Below are 17348 nucleotides of genomic sequence, written 5' to 3'. Positions count from 1 at the left end.
TTCGCGGAATGGGGGGTGGCTCAGCCGAGCTGGAACGGGTCGCGGGTGCCGCCGGTGAGCTCGACGAACACGGACTTGTTCTCCGTGTACTCGTTGATCGCGTCGACGCCGTTCTCGCGGCCGATGCCGCTGGCGCCGTAGCCGCCGAAAGGCATGTTCGGGGCGATCACGCGGTAGGCGTTGATCCACACGGTGCCGGCGCGCAGCTTCGCGGCGACGCGGTGGGCGCGGTGCACGTCCTTCGTCCAGACGGCGCCGGCCAGGCCGTAGGGCGTGTCGTTGGCGAGCTTGAGCGCCTCGTCCTCGTCGTGGAACGGGTAGACGGCGAGCACCGGGCCGAACACCTCCTCGCGGACGATGGTGTTCTCCGCCGTCACGCCCGTGACCACGGTCGGCTTCACGAACAGGCCACCGCGCGCGGCGTCGGGCTCACCGCCGCAGGCGAACGTGGCGCCCTCGGCGGCCGCGCCCTGCAGATAGCCGAGCACCTTCTCGTACTGCGGCCGGTTGGCGACCGGGCCCATCTCCGTGGCGGCGTCGGTCGGGTCGCCGAGCTTGATGGCGTTGGCCCGCGCGACGACCTTCTCGACCAGCGCGTCGTGGACGTCGGCGTGCACGATCAGGCGCGAGCCGGCCATGCAGGTCTGCCCGGTGGCCGCGAACACGCCCGCGACGAGGCCGTTGGCGGCCGCGTCGAGGTCGGCGTCGGGGAACACGACCTGCGGCGACTTCCCGCCGAGCTCCAGCGTCACGCGGTTGAAGTTCGCCACCGCGGCCTGCGCGACCTTGGCGCCGGTCGCCGACGAGCCCGTGAACGCGACCTTGTCGATGCCCGGGTGCTTGGCCAGGGCCTCGCCGGTCGCACGGTCCCAGCCGGTGACGACGTTGAGCACACCCGCGGGCAGCCCGGCCTCGTGCAGCACCTCGGCGAACGCGACGGTGGAGGCCGGCGCGTGCTCCGACGGCTTGACCACCATCGTGCAGCCCGCGGCGAGCGCGGGGGCGAGCTTGAACGTGAGCAGCAGCAGCGGCGAGTTCCACGGCGTGATGGCGCCGACGACACCGACCGGCTCACGGCGGGTGTAGCCGAAGTAGTTCGGATTGAGCGGCGGGACCGTGCGGCCCTCGATCTTGTCGGCCAGGCCGGAGAAGTAGTAGTACCACTGCGGCAGGCTGTTGAGCTGGCCCAGCATCTCGCGCAGCAGCTTGCCCGAGTCGTTGACCTCCAGCCGGGCGAGGCGCTCGGCGTTGGCGGCGATCGCGTCGCCGCAGCGGCGGATGATCGCGGCGCGCTGGAAGCCGGTCATCGCGCCCCACTCGCCCTCGAACGCCGCCCGGGCCGACGCGACGGCCTCGTCGACGTCCTCGGGACCGCCGTCCGCGAGCCGGGCCCACGGCTTGCCGGCGTAGGGGTTCTGCGACTCGAAGGTCCGGCCCGAGCGGGCATCGACGGACTTGCCGTGGATGAAGAGCTTGAGTTCCTCCAGCGGTGGCGCTGAGGTGGTCGTCATCGACCTCTCCTTCGTTGCAGGGGGCTGGCGCCTGGGGATGCCGGGAAACGCTAGGGATCGGCGGCGGCCCGCCGATATCCCCGGACGGCAGCCTCGGATCCGCTCAGCGCGACGGCACCCGTCCCACCCGGCGAGACGAGAAGCACACGCAGCCGGGCAGTGCTGCACTCAGCGGATAGCGCCACGCGCTTTCGGGCTAGTAAGGGGCCACGGCGACCACCTACTGTCGAGCTCGCCCGGAGCACCGGCCTCGCCGCTCGAGGCCACCGGAGGAGAACCGACACTGAGCAGAGACGACACAAGGAGGTGTCGGATGGCTGCCCGTCCCGAGGGCGTCCAGGCCGAGGCGCCGCTCTCGCGCTACCGGGTGCTCGGCACCCGCTCGCTCGAGGAGGCCCGCGACGCGGTCACCAGGATCTACCTGGACCACGACCTGACGGTGCCCGGCAACGAGCTCGACATGACGCTGAACTCGACCGCCGACCGGATGTTCACCGTCGGCTACCTCAGCTACCGGTCGTGCGCGAAGCTCGTGATGCCGCCGACCGAGGACTGTTACCACGTCAATCTCACCATCGCCGGCCGTACCGACGCCGACCGCACCGACGGCCGCCGCGCCACCACGCGGGCGCGCACCAGCGGGGTCGTGCTGCTGCCGGACCAGGTCAACACCGTGCGCTGGTCGCCGGACGCGGAGCAGCTCATTCTCAAGATCGGGCGCCGGACGCTGGAGACCCACCTCGGCGAGCACCTCAACCGCCCCGTGGACGAGGTGCTCGACTTCGACTTCGGCATCGACTTCACCACGCCCGCCGGTAGCACCCTGCTCTCGTCGGTGGAGTTCCTCGCCCGCGAGCTCGAACGGCCCGGCGGCCTCGCCGACATGCCGATCGCGCGTGAGCAGCTCGAGGCGTTCGTGATGACGCAGCTGCTGCACGCCGGGCGCCACCAGTTCGCCGACGACCTCGCGGCGCCCGACGACCCCGTGCGCCAGAGCCGCCTCGGCCCGGTGATCGAGTACATGGAGGCCCACGCCGACGAGCCCCTCACGCCGCAGGAGCTGGCGAAGGTCGGCTGCATGAGCGTGCGCACGCTGCACGCCACGTTCCAGCAGGTCCTGGGCGAGTCGCCGATGAACCACCTGCGCCGCATCCGCCTCGACCACGTGCGCGCCGAGCTGCTGCGCAGCGACCCCGCCCTCACGCGTGTCACGGACATCGCGCTGCGCTGGGGTTTCTTCCACCAGAGCCGCTTCGCGCAGCAGTACCGGGAACGCTTCGGCGAGCTGCCGCGCGAGACGCTGCGCGCGGTGTCGGCTTGAGCCGGGATCAGCTCTTCGCGCTGATCCCGTAGGCGCCGCGGTGGAACAGCAGCGGTGTGCGCGAGGGATCCGCGCCCAGCGCCTGCACACGGGCGGCGACGATCGTGTGGTCCCCGCCCGCGTATTCGTGTTCCAGCGTGCAGTCGATCCACGCGGCGACGCCGAAGAGGATGGGCGAGCCGGACGGGGCCGGGCGCCACTCGACGCCGGCGTACTTGTCGGTGCCCGAGCGGGCGAACGCGCTGCTCAGTTCGGCATGGTCTTCGGCGAGGACGTTGACGCAGAAGCGGCCGGCGGCGCGGATCTTCGGCCAGCTCGTGGACGAGCGGGCGGGCGCGAACGACACCAGCGGCGGGTCGAGGGAGAGCGAGCTGAACGACTGGCAGGTGAACCCGGCGGGGCCGCCCGGCGCCAGCGCCGTGACGACCACGACGCCGGAGGCGAAGTGCCCGAGGACCTCTCGCATGTGCGTGGGCTCGACCTGCGGCGGCTCGGTGCGTGTCCGGTTGTCCATGCGCCGCAACGGTAAGAGCAGTTCTGTCCCGGCACCATCCGCCAACCGCGGGCGAATAGCCGCGGCGCGCGGACCGGCTTTCCCCGGCGGCGCACAGGACGGATAACCCGCCACCGCGATCGGATATCTCGCCGCGCGCCCGCGTTCCTACGGTGTGCGTCGTGTCTGCCACCGACCTCCCCGCCGGCGCGCTCGCCGGGATCCGCGTTCTCGAGCTCGGCACGCTCATCGCCGGCCCGTTCTGCGGCCGGCTGCTCGCCGACCACGGCGCGGACGTGATCAAGCTCGAAGCCCCCGACCGGCCCGACCCGCTGCGCGTGTGGGGCCAGGCCGAGCTCGACGGGCACCACTTCTTCTGGACCGTGCACGCCCGCAACAAACGCTGCGTCACGCTCGATCTGCGCCGGCCCGAGGGACGCGAGCTGTTTCTGCGCCTGGTCGACACCGCCGACGTCGTGGTCGAGAGCTTCCGGCCCGGCACGCTCGAACGCTGGGGTCTCGGCTTCGACGTGCTCGCCGCGCGCAACCCCGGTCTGATCCTCGCCCGCGTGTCCGGCTACGGGCAGACCGGCCCGCACGCCGAGCGACCCGGCTACGCGTCAGTCGCCGAGGCGATCGGCGGAATGCGCTATCTCAACGGGTTCCCGGGTGGCCCGCCGCCGCGCGCGGCGTTGTCGCTCGGTGATTCGCTCGGCGGGATGTTCGCCGCGCAAGGGGTGCTCGCCGCCCTGCACGCACGCGGGACGAGCGGGCGCGGCCAAGTCGTGGACGTCGCGCTGGCCGAGGCGTGCCTGGCGATGCTCGAGTCCGTGATCCCCGACTACGACGCCACCGGGCTGGTGCGCGAACCGTCGGGCACGCGGCTCGACGGGCTCGCGCCGTCCAACCTCTACCGCTGCGCCGACGATCGCTGGATCGTCATCGCCGCCAACCAGGACACGGTGTTCGCGCGGCTGTGCACGGCGATGGAGCGCGAGGACCTCGTGACCGACCAGCGGTTCGCCACCCACGTGGCGCGCGGGCGCAACCAGGACCAGATCGACGCGCTCGTCGGCGAATGGGCCGCCCGCCACGATTCCGCCACGCTCACCTCGATCCTCGAAGCCGCCGGCGTCGTCGTCGGTCCGGTCGCCACTGTCGCCGACGTGGTCGCCAACCCGCAGTTCCAGGCGCGGGACATGCTGCTGCCGCACTTCGACGATGCGATCGGCAAGGAAGTACTGGGGCCTGGGGTGATGCCGGTGCTGAGCGGTACGCCGGGCGCAGTGCGCTGGGCCGGGCCCGCTCAGCCGGGCACGCACAACGCGGAGGTCTACACCGGACTGCTCGGCCTCACCGGCGCCGAGCTGGCCGAGCTCACCGAAGCCGGAATCGTCTGAGAGGCAAGCATGAGCTCCGTGAACCTGCGTGAAGTCGGGCTGCGCGACGGTCTTCAGCTCGAAACACCGATCCCGCTCGCCGCCAAGCTGGACATCCTCGACGCCGTCGCCGCCACGGGGGTGCGGCGCGTGGAGGTGACGTCCTTCGTCTCCCCTTCCGCCGTGCCCGCGCTCGCCGACGCCGAGCAGCTCGCGGCCGAGCTCGGCCGCTGGCCGGACCTCGCGTTCTCCGCGCTGGTGGCCGGCCGCGGCGGTGCGCGCCGGGCCGTGGCCGCCGGGATGGCCGACCTCGAGTACGTGATCTCCGCGTCCGACGGGCACAGCCTCGCCAACGCGCGCCGGACCACGGACGAGGCCGTCGCCGCGGTGCCGGACATCGCGAAGCTCTCGCACGAGGCCGGCGGACGGCTGGAAGCGATCCTCGCCGTGGCGTGGGACTGTCCCTTCGACGGGCGCACGGCGGTGAGCCGCACCGTGGACCTCGCGCGGCGGGCCGTCGACCTCGGCGCGGACGAGCTGTGTTTCGGCGACACCATCGGCACCACCGTGCCCGGGCGGGTCACCGAGCTGCTGGGCCGGGTGCGCGAGGCGTGCCCGGACGTCGAGCTCGGCGTGCACTTCCACAACACCCGCGGCTCAGGGCTCGCGTGCGTGCTCGCCGCGCTGCAGGCGGGTGTCACGAAGATCGACGCGTCGGTCGGCGGGCTCGGCGGCTGCCCGTTCGCGCCGGGAGCGAGCGGGAACATCGCCACCGAGGAGGTGGTGTACTTGCTGGAAGAGTCCGGTGTGGACACCGGTGTCGACCTCGGCAAGGTGCTCGAAGCCGCCGTCGTGGTGGAACGCGCCGTGGGACACGGCCTGCCGAGCAACCTCTATCGCGCGGGCGGGCCGAACCGGCCCCGCGGGCGCGGCTGACCGTTACGCACAACGGCCATTCCGCTGCGGGTTACGGCTATCCCGGCCGCCGTGGTCCTCGTAGCCTCACGCCACGCCCGCGACCACCGACCTCCCAGGAGCCGACGATGACCCAGCCCCCCACCCCGGCCGGCCTGCCCTCGACGCTCGCGGTGCAGCGCGCGGTCGCGGCGCTCGCGGCGGGCCGGATGATCGTGGTGACGGACGCGGCCGACCGGGAGAACGAGGGTGATCTGGTCCTGCCCGCGGCGGTCGCCGACGCACAGCGGCTCGCGTTCGTCGTGCGTCACACCACCGGCATCGTCTGCGCGCCGATGACCGCCGAGCGCACCGACGCGCTGCGGCTGCCGCCGATGGTCGAGGACAACACCGACGCCCACGGCACCGCGTTCACCGTCACCGTCGACCACGTCGGGAGCGGCACCGGCGTGTCGGCGGCGGACCGGGCCACCACGCTGCGCGCGCTCGCCGCGCCGGGCACCCGGCCCGGCGAGCTGCGGCGGCCCGGGCACGTTTTCCCGTTGCGCGCCAGGGAAGGCGGGGTGCTCGTGCGCGCCGGGCACACGGAGGCGGCGGTCGACCTGCTGCGCCTGGCCGGGCAGGAACCGGTGGGCGTGATCGGCGAGATCGTCGCCGAGGACGGCTCGATGTGCCGCGGCGAACGGCTCACGCGGTTCGCGGCCGAACACGACCTGCCGGTGCTCGCGATCGCCGACCTCGTGCGCTACCGGCGGGCCACGGAACGGTTCGTGGAGCACGTCGCCACCTCCGCGATGCCCACCGTCTTCGGTGAGTTCCGCGCCGTCGCCTACCGTTCGACGACCGACGGCACCGAGCACCTCGCCCTCGTCCACGGCGACGCGGCCGCCGCGAGCCGCAGCCCGCGCGGCGCCCTCGTGCGCGTGCACAGCGAATGCCTCACCGGCGACATCGTCGGCTCCCTGCGCTGCGACTGCGGCGCACAGCTCGAACAGGCGCTGCGCGCCATCGCCGCCGAGGGCGCGGGCGCCGTGGTCTACCTGCGCGGCCACGAGGGCCGCGGCATCGGGCTGGCGCACAAGATCCGCGCCTACGCCCTGCAGGAGACCGGCCTCGACACCGTCGACGCCAACACCGCACAGGGCCTGCCCGTCGACTCCCGCTCCTACGGCGTCGGCGCCCAGATCCTCGCCGACCTCGGCATCACCCGCCTGCGCCTGATCACCAACAATCCGGCGAAATACGGCGGCCTCGACGGCTACGGCCTCGAGATCGTCGACCGCGTCGGCCTTCCCGCCGCCGCCACGGCGCACAACCTGCGCTACCTGCGGACCAAGCAGCAGCGCCTCGGCCACACCCTCGACGTCGACGAGAGCACCGGCTGAGCCGTTACCGAACCAGTACGCGCCGCGGACAGCCCGCGCACACCCGCCCGGCACCGTCGGTCCCGACGAAGATCGACGGTGCAGACAACGGGAAGGCGGACAACGTGGCCAAGGGTGCGGCCGTGGTGCTGGCGGTTCTGGCGGTGCCATTCACGACGGCGGTGGCGCCACCGCCGGCGCAAGGCCTGCAGTGGCAGCAATGCGCGAAGATCGCCGAAGGGTGGGCGAACGGCGAAGCGAGCGAGTGCGCGACTGTGCGCGTACCGCTGGACTACCGGCAGCCCGGCGGCCGGCAGCTCACCCTCGCCGTCAGCCGGGTCCGCGCGAGCGATCCCGCGCACCGGCAAGGCGTGGTGCTCGTCAACCCGGGCGGCCCCGGCGAGCAGGGCACGACCTTCCCGGACGAGCTCACCCGGACGGAGCTGGCCGGAATCGGCCGCACGCACGACCTGATCGGGTTCGACATCCGCGGTTCGGACTACAGCGACAAGATCCTCTGCCCCGAGCTGGATCCGGCGAACGTGCCGCGCCCGCCCGCTACCGCCGCCGCCGAGCAGCGCTTCAAGATCCAGGCGAAGACCGTCGCGGACCGGGTGCGCACGTGCGCCGAGAAGGACCCTGACCTGGCCCGGTCGATGTCCACGGCCAACGTCGCCCGCGACATGGACGTGATCCGCCAGGCGCTGGGCGAGGACAAGATCGGCTATTTCGGCAACTCGTGGGGCACGGCGCTCGGCGCCACCTACCGCAGCCTGTTCGGCGGCCACGTCGACCGGATGCTGCTGGACTCCGTGCTCGCGCCGGGCGAGGCCGTCGCGCGGTCCGATGACCAGACCGCCGCTTCCGAAGCCCATTTCGACGACTTCACGCGCTGGCTCGCCGAGCGCGACGCGATGTACGGGTTCGGCAGCACCGGCCCGGCCGTCTCGGAGGCCGTGCTCGCGCTGCGCAGCCGGCTCGCGGCCCAGCCCCTGGCCGACCGCGACGACCACTGGGCCAACCGGCAACTGCTCGCCCCGCGTGCCGAGTGGGCCACCGCCGCGCAAGCGCTCGCCGCCGCCCGGGACGGGAAGCCGCCGACGACCACCGCGGCGCCCGCGTTCGCGCCGGCCGGCAACGGGTTCGACGTCGGCTACCGCGACGGGGAGATCGGGTTCGTCCTGGCCGCCGTGAACTGCAACGACTCCCCCGGCGCCCGCGACATCGACCAGGCGTGGGAGCACGGCCGCGAACTCGCCGCCCGGTACCCGGTCGCCGCCTACGAACCGGGTGGCGACGCGCGGTGCGCCGGCTGGCCCTTCGCGCCGAAGCCCACCGAGCTCTCGCGCGGCTCCAGCCCGCTGCAGCTCGTCGGGCACGAGTTCGAGACCAACACCCCGTTCCCGTGGGCGCGCGAGATGCAGGCGAAGGTCGGCGGCGCGCTCCTGACCGTGGCCGACGACGTGCACTCGTCGTTCGCGCACCTCCCGTGCGCCGCGACGGGCGTCGAGTTCTTCACCACCGGGGCGACGTCGAACGGCACCTGTTCCGGATAGTCCTTTGTGGACCCGGCACCTGGGTACCCACGACGTGGAGTGGCAGGGCCCTCGGGCGGACTTCGATCATGGTCACCGGGGGTTCCACCACGACCACGAGGAGTTGCATGAAAATCGGTATCGGCCTGCCCAGCCAGGTGCGCGAAGTCGACGCGACGGTGATCCCGGCGTGGGCGGCGAAGGCCGAGGAAGCGGGGTTCTCGACGCTCGGCACGGTCGGGCGCATCGCCTACCCTGCGGTGCTCGACACTGTCGCGCTGGCCGCGGCCGCGGGTGCCACGCACACGATCGGACTGCTCAGCACCGTGATGCTGGCGCCGGTCTGGCCGGCGACGTTGCTGGCCAAGGAGCTCGCGGGCATCCAGGCGGTGTCGGGCGGGCGGCTCACGTTCGGCGTCGGCGTGGGCGGGCGGCCCGACGACTTCGTGGTCGAGGGCACGAGCACGAAGGGTCTCGGCAAGCGGATGGACGCGGCGCTCGAGGCGTACCGCGACCTGTGGTCGGGCAAGCTCGTCGGCGGCGGGGACAACGCGGGCGTGCCGGGTGGTTCGGTCGAGGTGCCGATGCTGTTCGGCGGGTTCGCGCCCGCCGCGCTGCGCCGGATGGCCCGGTGGGGCGAGGGGTACGTCGCGGGCGCGATGCCGGCGCCGCAGGTGGTGCCCGTGTTCGACGCCGCGCGGGAAGCCTGGCGGGCGGAAGGCCGCGACGGTGAGCCGCGGCTGGTCGCCATCGCCTACTTCGCGCTCGGCGACGTCGAGAAGGGCCGCGGCAACGCCCACCACTACTACTCCGTGGCCGGCCCCGAGTACGCCGACCTCGTGTCCGCGGGCGTGAACGGCAGCGCCGACGTGCTGCGCGAAACCGTGAAGTCCTTCCAGGACATCGGCGCCGACGAGCTCATCTTCCACCCGACCACCGACGACGTCGACGACGTCGCGCGGCTGGCCGAGATCGTCCTCTGACGCGGCGGGCACGGCGCGGCCGAGGGGCGCGCCGTGCCCTCACGCGCCACGCTGTTACGCGCCGAGGCCGGTGAGCACGGCCCGCACGTCCGGCCGCCGTCCCGTGCCCAGCCGCGTGACCGCGTACACCTTGCGCGACACCGGGTTCGCGAGCGGGTGCAGGCTCACCGGCGCGTGCGAGGCGGGCAGCGCCATGCGCGGAATCAACGCGACGCCGGCACCGGCCGCCACCAGCGCCGTCAGCACGGCGAAATCGGTGGCTTCGGCGACCACGTCGGGCACGAACCCGGCCGCGCCGCACGCGCGCTGGATCATCTCGTGGCACGAGTACTCCTTCGACGGCACCAGCCACGGCTCCGTCGAAAACCTCGCCAGGCGCACCTTCTGGCCGTCCGCCAGCGCCCGCGCCTCGGCCAGTGCCGGCGGCACGGCGAGCAGAACCGGGTCGTCGGCGAGGTGGTGTTCTTCGCACCGGGCCGGGGTTTCGCGCGGCAGCAGGCTGTAGCTGTGCACCACGGCGACGTCGGCCTCCTGGTGCAGCAGCGTGCCGATCGCCGACTCCGGCTCCTGTTCCACCAGCCGCAGCGACACCCCGGGCAACTTGGTCCACAGTGGAGCGACGAGAGTCCTGGCCGCGGACGGGAACGCGACGACCCGGACGGTGCCCGCGCCGTCCGACCGCACCGCGGCCAGTGCGGACTCGGCCGCCGCGAGGTCGCTCAGGATCACGTCGGCGTGCGACACCAGCAGCTCACCGGCGGCGGTGAACGCGAGCGTGCGCCCGCGTCGTTCCAGCAGCGGCGTCCCCGCCTCGCGTTCCAGGGCCGCGAGCTGCTGCGACACGGCGGGACCGGTCAGGTTGAGCGCCTCGGCCGTCGCGGCGACGGTGCCGTGGTGCGCGAGCTCGTGCAACAGCCTCAGGCGGCGGACTTCCAACATAAGCCGAACTTCCCGATCTCGAAGCAAAGACTAACTGGATCTACCGCATTCTAACGCCCACACTGGCCCGGTGAGCACCTCGAAACCCGTTCTGGCCATCGGCGGCACCGTCGTCCTGTGGGCGTCCGCCTTCCCCTCGATCCGCGTGGGGCTCGACGGCTACGGCCCGCTCGGGCTGTCGCTGGCGCGGCTCGTCGTGGCCTCGGTCGCGCTGGCCGTCGCGGCGCCGTTCCTGGGCGTGCGGCTGCCGCGGCGAAAGGACCTGCCGCTCATCGCGTTGTGCGGGCTCTCAGGCATGGCGGCCTACCAGGTGCTGCTCAACTGGGGCGAGGTGCACGTGCCCGCGGGCACGGCGAGCCTGCTGGTGGCCACGGCGCCGGTGTTCAGCGCGGTGCTGGCCGCCGCGTTCCTCGGCGAACGGCTGGGCGCGCGCGGCATCCTCGGCAGCGCCGTCGCGCTCGGCGGTTCGGCGCTCATCGCGCTGTCCGGCGGAGACGTGCAGTACTCCACCGCCGCGTGGGTGGTTCTCGCCGCCGCGCTCGTGCAGGGCGCGTACCACTTCTGCAGCAAACCGTTGCTGCGCCACTACTCCGGCCTCGAAGTCGCTTGCTACGCGATGTGGACCGGCACGCTCTTCTCGCTGCCGCTGGCTCCGGCGGCCTGGCACGGCCTCGAAACAGCACCCGCTTCGGCGCACGCGGCCGTGCTGTACCTGGGTTTGCTGCCGTCCGCGCTCGGGTTCGTGCTGTGGGGCTACGGCGTCGCGCGCAACACGGTCACCGCGGCGACGTCGGCGCTCTACCTCGTGCCGGTGGTGGCGCTGGCCGTCGCCTACGTCTGGCTCGGCGAGATCCCCGCGCCCGTCGAACTGGCGGGCGGCGCGATCGCCGTGGGCGGAGTCGTGCTCATCACCGCGCGGCGTAAGGCCCGCCGCGGCTCGGCGACCGCCCCGGTGCAGGAGCCGGTCGCCGAGTCGCGCTGAGGCCGGTCAGCCCGCGTGGGACACCGGGGACACCGGAGTCACGTAGGCCATCAGCTCGTCGAGGCCCGCCAGCCGGTCGAGTGCCCAGCACGATTTGACCAGCAGGTCGGTCGTCTGGTGGCCCAGCGTGGCGTCGCCCGCAGTCACGAGCTTGTCCTCCAGGTCGGCGTCGGTGAGCGGGGCGGCGGGAGTCCCCTTGTTCTGTTCGACGGTGGACCGCAGCTCGGTCCCGTCGTGCAGGGTGATCCGGAGCAGACAGCCGCGTTTGGTCACCGCCTCGTCGGCCAGCACGGTGACCTTGTCCCGCAACGCCGCCACGACCGGGTCGGCCACCACGATGTCGGTGAACTCTGCCGGTCCGGCGTGCCGGCGGGTCAGCGCGGCGGCGACGCAGTGCGCCGTGCTGAACTTCGCCGCGGCCCCCGTTTCCGGCTGGGCGAGCGCGGTGACGGCCGCGGCGAACCCCGCCATCCGCACTTCGATCGCCGCCACCTCGGCCGGGTCGACGGGCTCGAGCGCCAGCACCGCGTCGATCGCCGGGTGGGTCAGCGACGCGCTCGGGTACAGCTTGTGGCCGTTGTCGAGCACGTGCCAGTGCGTGCCCGATCCGTCGGTGCCCAGTCCCTCGGTGAGCAGTTCCGGGTACGGCCGGGGCGTGATCGCGCGCAGCAGCCCGCGCTCCCCCTCCAGCGCGGTGTCGGTGGAGGTGAACCCGTTCTCCGCCAGCAGGGCCGCCAGCACCCCGTCCATCGCGGCCTTGCCGGGGTGGATCGCCTTCGTGTCGCTGCCGTACACCTCGCGCACGCCCGCGGCCTGCGTGGCCGCGCAGCCGAGCGCGTGGGTCGTCGCTTCCGCGGACAGCCCGAGCGCGTTGGCCGCGGCGGCCGCGGCGGCGAGGTGGCCCGCGGTGCCGGTGACGTGCCAGCCGCTCTCGTAGTGCTGCGGCCCGGCCGCGCAGGCGACCCGCGCGCCCACCTCGAACCCGGCCACGTACGCGGCGACCAGCGCGGGCCCGGCCAGCCCGCGCGCCTGGCCGATGGCGAGCACGGCGGGCCACACGCACGAGCCGAGGTGGATGGTGGTGGCACTCGGGTTGTAGACGTCGTCGTAGTCGAGCAGGTGGGAGGTATACGCGTTGGCCAGCGCCGCGAACGGCGGGCTGGTGCGCAGCGTGGTGCCGACGACGGTGCACGGCCCGTCTCCGCCGACCGCGGCGACGACACCGCGCAGCTTCGCCGCGGCCGGCTCACCGGACCCGGCCAGCGCGGCGGCCGTCCAGTCGACGAACGCGCGCCGGGCGTTGTGCACCACTGGTTCGGGCAGCGCGTCCGCGGTGATCGAGGCGCCGAACGCCGCGAGTTCGCGGGAACGGGTCAGTACTGGTTCGGTGGTGGTCACTTGCTCCCCTGAGGCAATCGGGCGACGAGCGGTTTCATGGTTTCGGTGAACGTCGCGATCTGTTTCTTCAGCGCTTCCCCGGTGATGAACCGGGTCGCGTTGCCTTCGCTGCGCATGTACGCCGCCCAGGCCGGCGTCTTGACGAGCTTGGCGAAGATCCCGACGTAGTAGTCCACGGCCTGCTTGGACATGCCGGGCGGCCCGGCGATGCCGCGGAACTGCAACTGCGGGGGCAACCCGTCGGCGGACAGGCCCTGCTCGGTGAGCGTCGCCACGTCCGGGTAGGTCAGCGACCGGTGCGAGCCGAGCACGCCGATGATCTTCATCTGGTGCGCTGCCACCTGCTCGGAGAAGTCGGACTCCGCGCCGATCATCATCTGCGCGTCGCCGCGCAGCAATGCGGTGATCCGCGGCCCGCCGTCGGCGAACGACAGGTACTTCCACGTGGTACCGGCATCCTTTTCGTACTTCAGCGCCACCAGGTTGTCCACGGACGAGCTTGCCCCGCCCACCTGGACGAGCTTGCCGGGCTTGCGCTTGGCGTCGGCCACGAACTCGGCGAAGGTGCGGTACGGCGAGTTCGACGGCACCGCCACCACCTGCTGCTCCTCGGCCAGCTCGGCGATCGGCGTCAGATCGTCCAATGTGGCCGGTGCGTCCCCGGTGGCCATCCCGCTCACGACCCACTTCGACGTGAACGCGGCCACCACGTTGGTCTTCGAGCCACGGCCCGCCATGTACGCCATGGCACCGAGACCACCGCCCTGCGGCTTGCTGATCACCGGCCAGTTGTCGTCGATCAGCTTGGCCTGCTGCGCCATCTTCACCAGCTCGCGGGCGAACACGTCGCTGCCACCGCCCGGCCCGGTGTCCACCACGAACTGGATGTTCACCGGCGTCCCGCCGCTCGCGGCGCCGACGTGACACCCGGCCACCGCGCCGGCCACGAGGGCCAGGCCGAGCACCGCCGTCACCGGCTTGCGGACGTGCATCAGCGTTCTCCTTCCGAGACGGTCACGAGCTCCGCGCCGGGGGCGGCGACGGCAAGGGCGGCCCGGCGCTTGCGCTGCCGGCTGACAACCGCGAAGAGCACCACCGCGACGGTCACCCCGAGGATCGCGGCGGATACCGGGCGCTGCACGAAGATGAGCGGGCTGTCGTCCGAGAGCGTCAGCGACTGCCGGAGGGTGAGCTCGGCCTGGGGCCCGAGCACGAACGCCATCAGCATCGGTGCACTCGGGATGTCGAGCTTGCGGAACGCGTAGCCGAGCGCGCTGAACCCGAGCAGCAGCCAGATGTCGAACATCGAGCCGCGCACGCTGTAGGCGCCGACGATGGCGAGCACGAGGATCACCGGGTACAGCAGCCAGTACGGGATCCGCAGAATCTGCACCCACATCGGGATCAGCGGGAGGTTGAGGACCAGCAGCGCGATCGTGCCGAGGTAGAGGCTCGCGATCACCGGCCAGCCGATCTCCGGGTGGTCGGTGAACAGCAGCGGACCGGGCTGCACGCCGTAGAGCACCAGCGCTGCGAGCATCACCGACGTGCTGGCGCTGCCGGGGAGCCCGAGGCTCAGCAAGGGGATCATCGCGCCGCCCGACTCGGAGTTGTTGGCCGCCTCCGGCCCGGCGACACCCTCGATCGCCCCCTTGCCGAACAGGTGCTTGCGCCGGGAGGTGTTCTTCACCAGCGCGTAGGACACGAACGAGCCGATGGTCGACCCGCCGCCGGGCACCGCACCGACGAAGAACCCGATCACGGAGCCGAGCGCGATGGCCACGCGCGAGCGGCGGAAGTCTTCCCGGTTCGGCAAGTAGTCACGCAGCCGCTTCGGGGCGACGAACGAGATGGTGGCCCCGCGTTTGCGCTGCAGGTTCACCAGAACCTCGCCCACGGCGAACAGGCCGAGGGTGAGGGTGAGGAACTCGATGCCGTCGTAGAGATCGATACTGCCGAACGTGTAGCGCTGGGTGCCGGTGAACAGGTCGACGCCGACGGTGGCGACCAGCAGGCCGGCGACCATCGAGATGAGGCCCTTCACCGGCGACTTGCCCGCCATGGTCACCACGAGCAGCAGACCGAAGAGCATCAGCATCGCGAACTCGGGCGGGCCGAACTTCACGGCCACGGCCGCCGCGGCCGGGGCAGCGAAGGTCAAGGCGATCACCCCGACAGTGCTCGCGATGAAGCCGGAGATCGCGGACATCCCCATCGCGGGCCCCGCGCGGCCCTGTTTGGCGAGCTCGTGGCCGTCGTAACAGAGGACGACCGACGACGTCTCGGTCGGGATGTTCAGCAGGATCGCGGTGGTGGCACCGGCGAACTTGGCGCCGTGGTAGATCCCGGCCATCGTGATCAGGCCGGTCGTGGCGGGGAGCTGGAGGGTGAGCGGGAGCAGCACCGCGAGTGTCGCCGCGGGATTGCCGAGGCCGGGCAGGATCCCGATCATCGTGCCGAGGATCGCGCCGATGATCACCCACAGCAGGTTCATCGGGGTCAGCGCGGAGGCGAACCCGTCAAGGAGGTTCGAGAACACGGACATGCGAGGTCCCTTCGGTCCGCCGTCAGATCCCGAGCACGCCGGTGTCGAGCAGGCCGACCGGCAGCTGGATGGCCAGGAGGTCGACGAACAGCTCGTACAGCGCGATCGGCACCGCGAATGCGGCCACGAGCGGGAGCACACCGCGCCGGCGCTCGATGCCGAAGAAGAGGGCCAGGAGCAGGAGCACGGCGGTGACCACGAACCCGAACAACGGCATCACCGCCGCGGCCGCGGCGAAGGAAAGCCAGACCAGCGCCGGTTTCGGGATCCTTCGCAGCCCCGTCGGAGGTGGGCCGTCGTCCTCGGCGACGGCGGCCTTCGCGGCTTTCTCCACCTGGCTCACCGCCCCGCCGACGGCTCGCACTTCCACTTGCTGCGGGCGGGTGCCCTGCACGGCGAGGACACCGCCCAGCACCATGAGCGCGGCGGACAACGTGACCGGGAAGAACCCCGGGCCGAGTCCGCCGTCGGGCCCGAAGAAACCCATGCCGAGCGCCGGGATCAAGGCACCGACACCGACTATCGAGACGACAACACCGGAGACAACTTCGACTCTGCGCACTTCAGTCCTCCATTGGACAGAAATGATGTCTGCAAGACGCACAGACTAGGAGCCGGTCTCCAAGCGGTCAAGACCACTGCGGCGGCGCGCGGAAGCCGCCGGCGGGGCACGAGGATCAGTCCGACACCTCGCGGAACTCGTCGCGGACTTCCCGCAGCGCCCGCACGATATGGGTCTCGATCCGGGGGTTGAGCCTGCTCACCGGCACCGCCACGGCGATGGCGGCCACGGCGTGCCCGGCCTTGTTGAGCAGCGCGATCGCGACAGACCCGACACCTTCTTCACTCTCTTCGGAGTTGGTGGCGTATCCGCGGGCCCGCACCTCGTCCAGAGAGGCGTCGAGCGCGCGCATCGAGCGCAGCGATTGGCCGGTCTGCGCGGCGAGCTCGCCGTCCGGATAGAGCGCGTGCACCTCGTCTTCGGACAACGCCGCGAGCAGCGCCTTGCCAGCCGACGTGCAGTGCGCGGGCAGCGCTTTCCCGGTGCGCGCGGCGACGCGCAGGGCCCGGTCGCACTCGACCGAGTCGAGGAACCTCGCCTGGTTGCCCTCGAGCGCGACCAGGTGGATGGTCTCCTCGAACTCTTCGGACAGCCGCACGAGGAAGGGCCGCACCTCGGCGCGCACGTCCATGTTCTGCACCACGGCGAGGCCGATCTCGACGAGCGTCGGACCCGGCCGGTACGTGCGGCTTCCCTTGTCCTGGCGCACGAAACCGTGGTGCACGAGCATCGCGAGCAGCCGGTGCGCGGTGGAGTGCGCGACCCCGAGGTAGGCGCACGCCTCCGTGAGCCGCACGGACTTGCGCTCCCGGAAGAGCAGCAGCAGTCGCAGGGCGTTGTCCACCGACGAGATCGGGTAGCTCGGCGCGGAAGTCGCCTCATCTTTCTCCATAGCAGACATCATAAGGATGTTCTTCTACTAACGCGACATGTTCCCTTGACCCGTGCCACAGACCCGCCTAATGTCCTCAACTGTCCGCTCTATGGACATAGTTTCTTACATGAGGACATGGAGGACCGATGAGGATCCGGCACATGGGCATCGTGACCAAGGACCTGGAGAAGACGGCGACCTTCTACGAGAAGGTCTTCGGCTTCAAGCGCCTCGGTGACGTGCGGACACCCGGACACTACCCGGGCAAGGCACTCGACCTGTCCGACGGCGAGGTGAACTACTCGTTGCTCTGCCCGGACGAGCGCGTCGAAACGGCACCGTGGGCGCAGGGCACCCTCGGCCCCAACCACATCGGTGTCGAAATCGCCGACACCGCCGCCGTGGTCGACTCCCTCAAGGACTTCGGCATCGAAATCTACGGCGAGGACAAGGAGCAGTGGCCGCCGCGGTTCTTCAAGTTCCTCGACCCGGACGGCGTCGAGATCGACGTGGCGACGCCCGACCGTAGCTGGAAGTTCTGACCGGA

16 protein-coding genes are annotated in these 17348 nt (G+C 71.7%); 8 read left to right on the top strand and 8 right to left on the bottom strand.

The features are described from left to right. Positions 1–20 precede the first annotated feature (20 nt). Entirely contained in the window at positions 21–1511 is a 1491-nt protein-coding gene (locus tag ABZU76_RS12460) for an aldehyde dehydrogenase (protein WP_354868054.1), read from the bottom strand. 313 nt (positions 1512–1824) lie between these two features. On the opposite strand from ABZU76_RS12460, the gene ABZU76_RS12455 reads away from it, so the two are divergent. Next, positions 1825–2832 carry an AraC family transcriptional regulator gene (locus ABZU76_RS12455; protein WP_354868052.1) on the top strand — a complete coding sequence of 336 codons (1008 nt, stop codon included), beginning with the start codon at positions 1825–1827 and terminating at the stop codon, positions 2830–2832. Between the two features lie 7 nt (positions 2833–2839). Here the strand turns inward: ABZU76_RS12455 and ABZU76_RS12450 are convergent, their stop codons facing one another. Next, entirely contained in the window at positions 2840–3346 is a 507-nt protein-coding gene (locus ABZU76_RS12450) for a flavin reductase family protein (RefSeq protein ID WP_354868049.1), read from the bottom strand. A 161-nt stretch (positions 3347–3507) separates the two neighbouring features. Between ABZU76_RS12450 and ABZU76_RS12445 the strand changes: the two genes are divergently transcribed. From ABZU76_RS12445 to ABZU76_RS12425, 5 genes are all read left to right on the top strand, one after another. Then, complete coding sequence (locus ABZU76_RS12445) at positions 3508–4725, top strand: CoA transferase (protein WP_354868046.1); 1218 nt, start codon at positions 3508–3510, stop codon at positions 4723–4725. Positions 4726–4734: 9 nt separating this feature from the next. Then, positions 4735–5640 (top strand): hydroxymethylglutaryl-CoA lyase, encoded by a 906-nt coding sequence (locus tag ABZU76_RS12440; protein WP_354868044.1) that lies wholly within the window; start codon positions 4735–4737, stop codon positions 5638–5640. Positions 5641–5747: 107 nt separating this feature from the next. Continuing rightward, positions 5748–7004 carry a bifunctional 3,4-dihydroxy-2-butanone-4-phosphate synthase/GTP cyclohydrolase II gene (locus ABZU76_RS12435; RefSeq protein WP_354868042.1) on the top strand — a complete coding sequence of 419 codons (1257 nt, stop codon included), beginning with the start codon at positions 5748–5750 and terminating at the stop codon, positions 7002–7004. Positions 7005–7108: 104 nt separating this feature from the next. Beyond that, positions 7109–8539, top strand: a complete 1431-nt coding sequence (locus ABZU76_RS12430) for an alpha/beta fold hydrolase (protein WP_354868040.1) — start codon at positions 7109–7111, stop codon at positions 8537–8539. 107 nt (positions 8540–8646) lie between these two features. Then, entirely contained in the window at positions 8647–9501 is an 855-nt protein-coding gene (locus tag ABZU76_RS12425) for an LLM class flavin-dependent oxidoreductase (RefSeq protein ID WP_354868037.1), read from the top strand. 54 nt (positions 9502–9555) lie between these two features. Here the strand turns inward: ABZU76_RS12425 and ABZU76_RS12420 are convergent, their stop codons facing one another. Next, complete coding sequence (locus tag ABZU76_RS12420; protein ID WP_354868034.1) at positions 9556–10440, bottom strand: LysR family transcriptional regulator; 885 nt, start codon at positions 10438–10440, stop codon at positions 9556–9558. 70 nt (positions 10441–10510) lie between these two features. Here ABZU76_RS12420 and ABZU76_RS12415 point away from each other — a divergent pair, with 70 nt between their 5' ends. Further along, positions 10511–11422 carry a DMT family transporter gene (locus tag ABZU76_RS12415; protein ID WP_354868032.1) on the top strand — a complete coding sequence of 304 codons (912 nt, stop codon included), beginning with the start codon at positions 10511–10513 and terminating at the stop codon, positions 11420–11422. Positions 11423–11428: 6 nt separating this feature from the next. Here ABZU76_RS12415 and ABZU76_RS12410 read toward each other — a convergent pair whose 3' ends face one another. The 5 genes from ABZU76_RS12410 to ABZU76_RS12390 form a co-directional block, all read right to left on the bottom strand. Then, a complete protein-coding gene (locus tag ABZU76_RS12410; RefSeq protein WP_354868029.1) occupies positions 11429–12820 on the bottom strand; it encodes an MmgE/PrpD family protein in 1392 nt (463 codons plus the stop codon). After that, positions 12817–13812, bottom strand: coding sequence for a tripartite tricarboxylate transporter substrate binding protein (locus tag ABZU76_RS12405; RefSeq protein ID WP_354868026.1), 996 nt, complete (start codon positions 13810–13812; stop codon positions 12817–12819). The genes ABZU76_RS12410 and ABZU76_RS12405 overlap by 4 nt, the downstream gene beginning before the upstream one ends. Further along, positions 13812–15365, bottom strand: a complete 1554-nt coding sequence (locus ABZU76_RS12400; RefSeq protein ID WP_354868023.1) for a tripartite tricarboxylate transporter permease — start codon at positions 15363–15365, stop codon at positions 13812–13814. The genes ABZU76_RS12405 and ABZU76_RS12400 overlap by 1 nt, the downstream gene beginning before the upstream one ends. A gap of 22 nt (positions 15366–15387) precedes the next feature. After that, positions 15388–15927, bottom strand: a complete 540-nt coding sequence (locus ABZU76_RS12395; RefSeq protein ID WP_220241778.1) for a tripartite tricarboxylate transporter TctB family protein — start codon at positions 15925–15927, stop codon at positions 15388–15390. 115 nt (positions 15928–16042) lie between these two features. Further along, positions 16043–16819: an IclR family transcriptional regulator gene (locus ABZU76_RS12390; RefSeq protein WP_354868020.1), complete on the bottom strand. Its 777-nt coding sequence runs from the start codon at positions 16817–16819 to the stop codon at positions 16043–16045. A gap of 128 nt (positions 16820–16947) precedes the next feature. Between ABZU76_RS12390 and ABZU76_RS12385 the strand changes: the two genes are divergently transcribed. Then, entirely contained in the window at positions 16948–17343 is a 396-nt protein-coding gene (locus tag ABZU76_RS12385) for a VOC family protein (RefSeq protein WP_220241780.1), read from the top strand. Positions 17344–17348 lie beyond the last annotated feature (5 nt).

The organism is Amycolatopsis sp. NPDC005232, assembly GCF_040607795.1.
GTDB lineage: Bacteria > Actinomycetota > Actinomycetes > Mycobacteriales > Pseudonocardiaceae > Amycolatopsis.
Note: the sequence above shows the minus strand (reverse complement) of the source record. Positions and strands in the feature narration are given on the sequence as shown.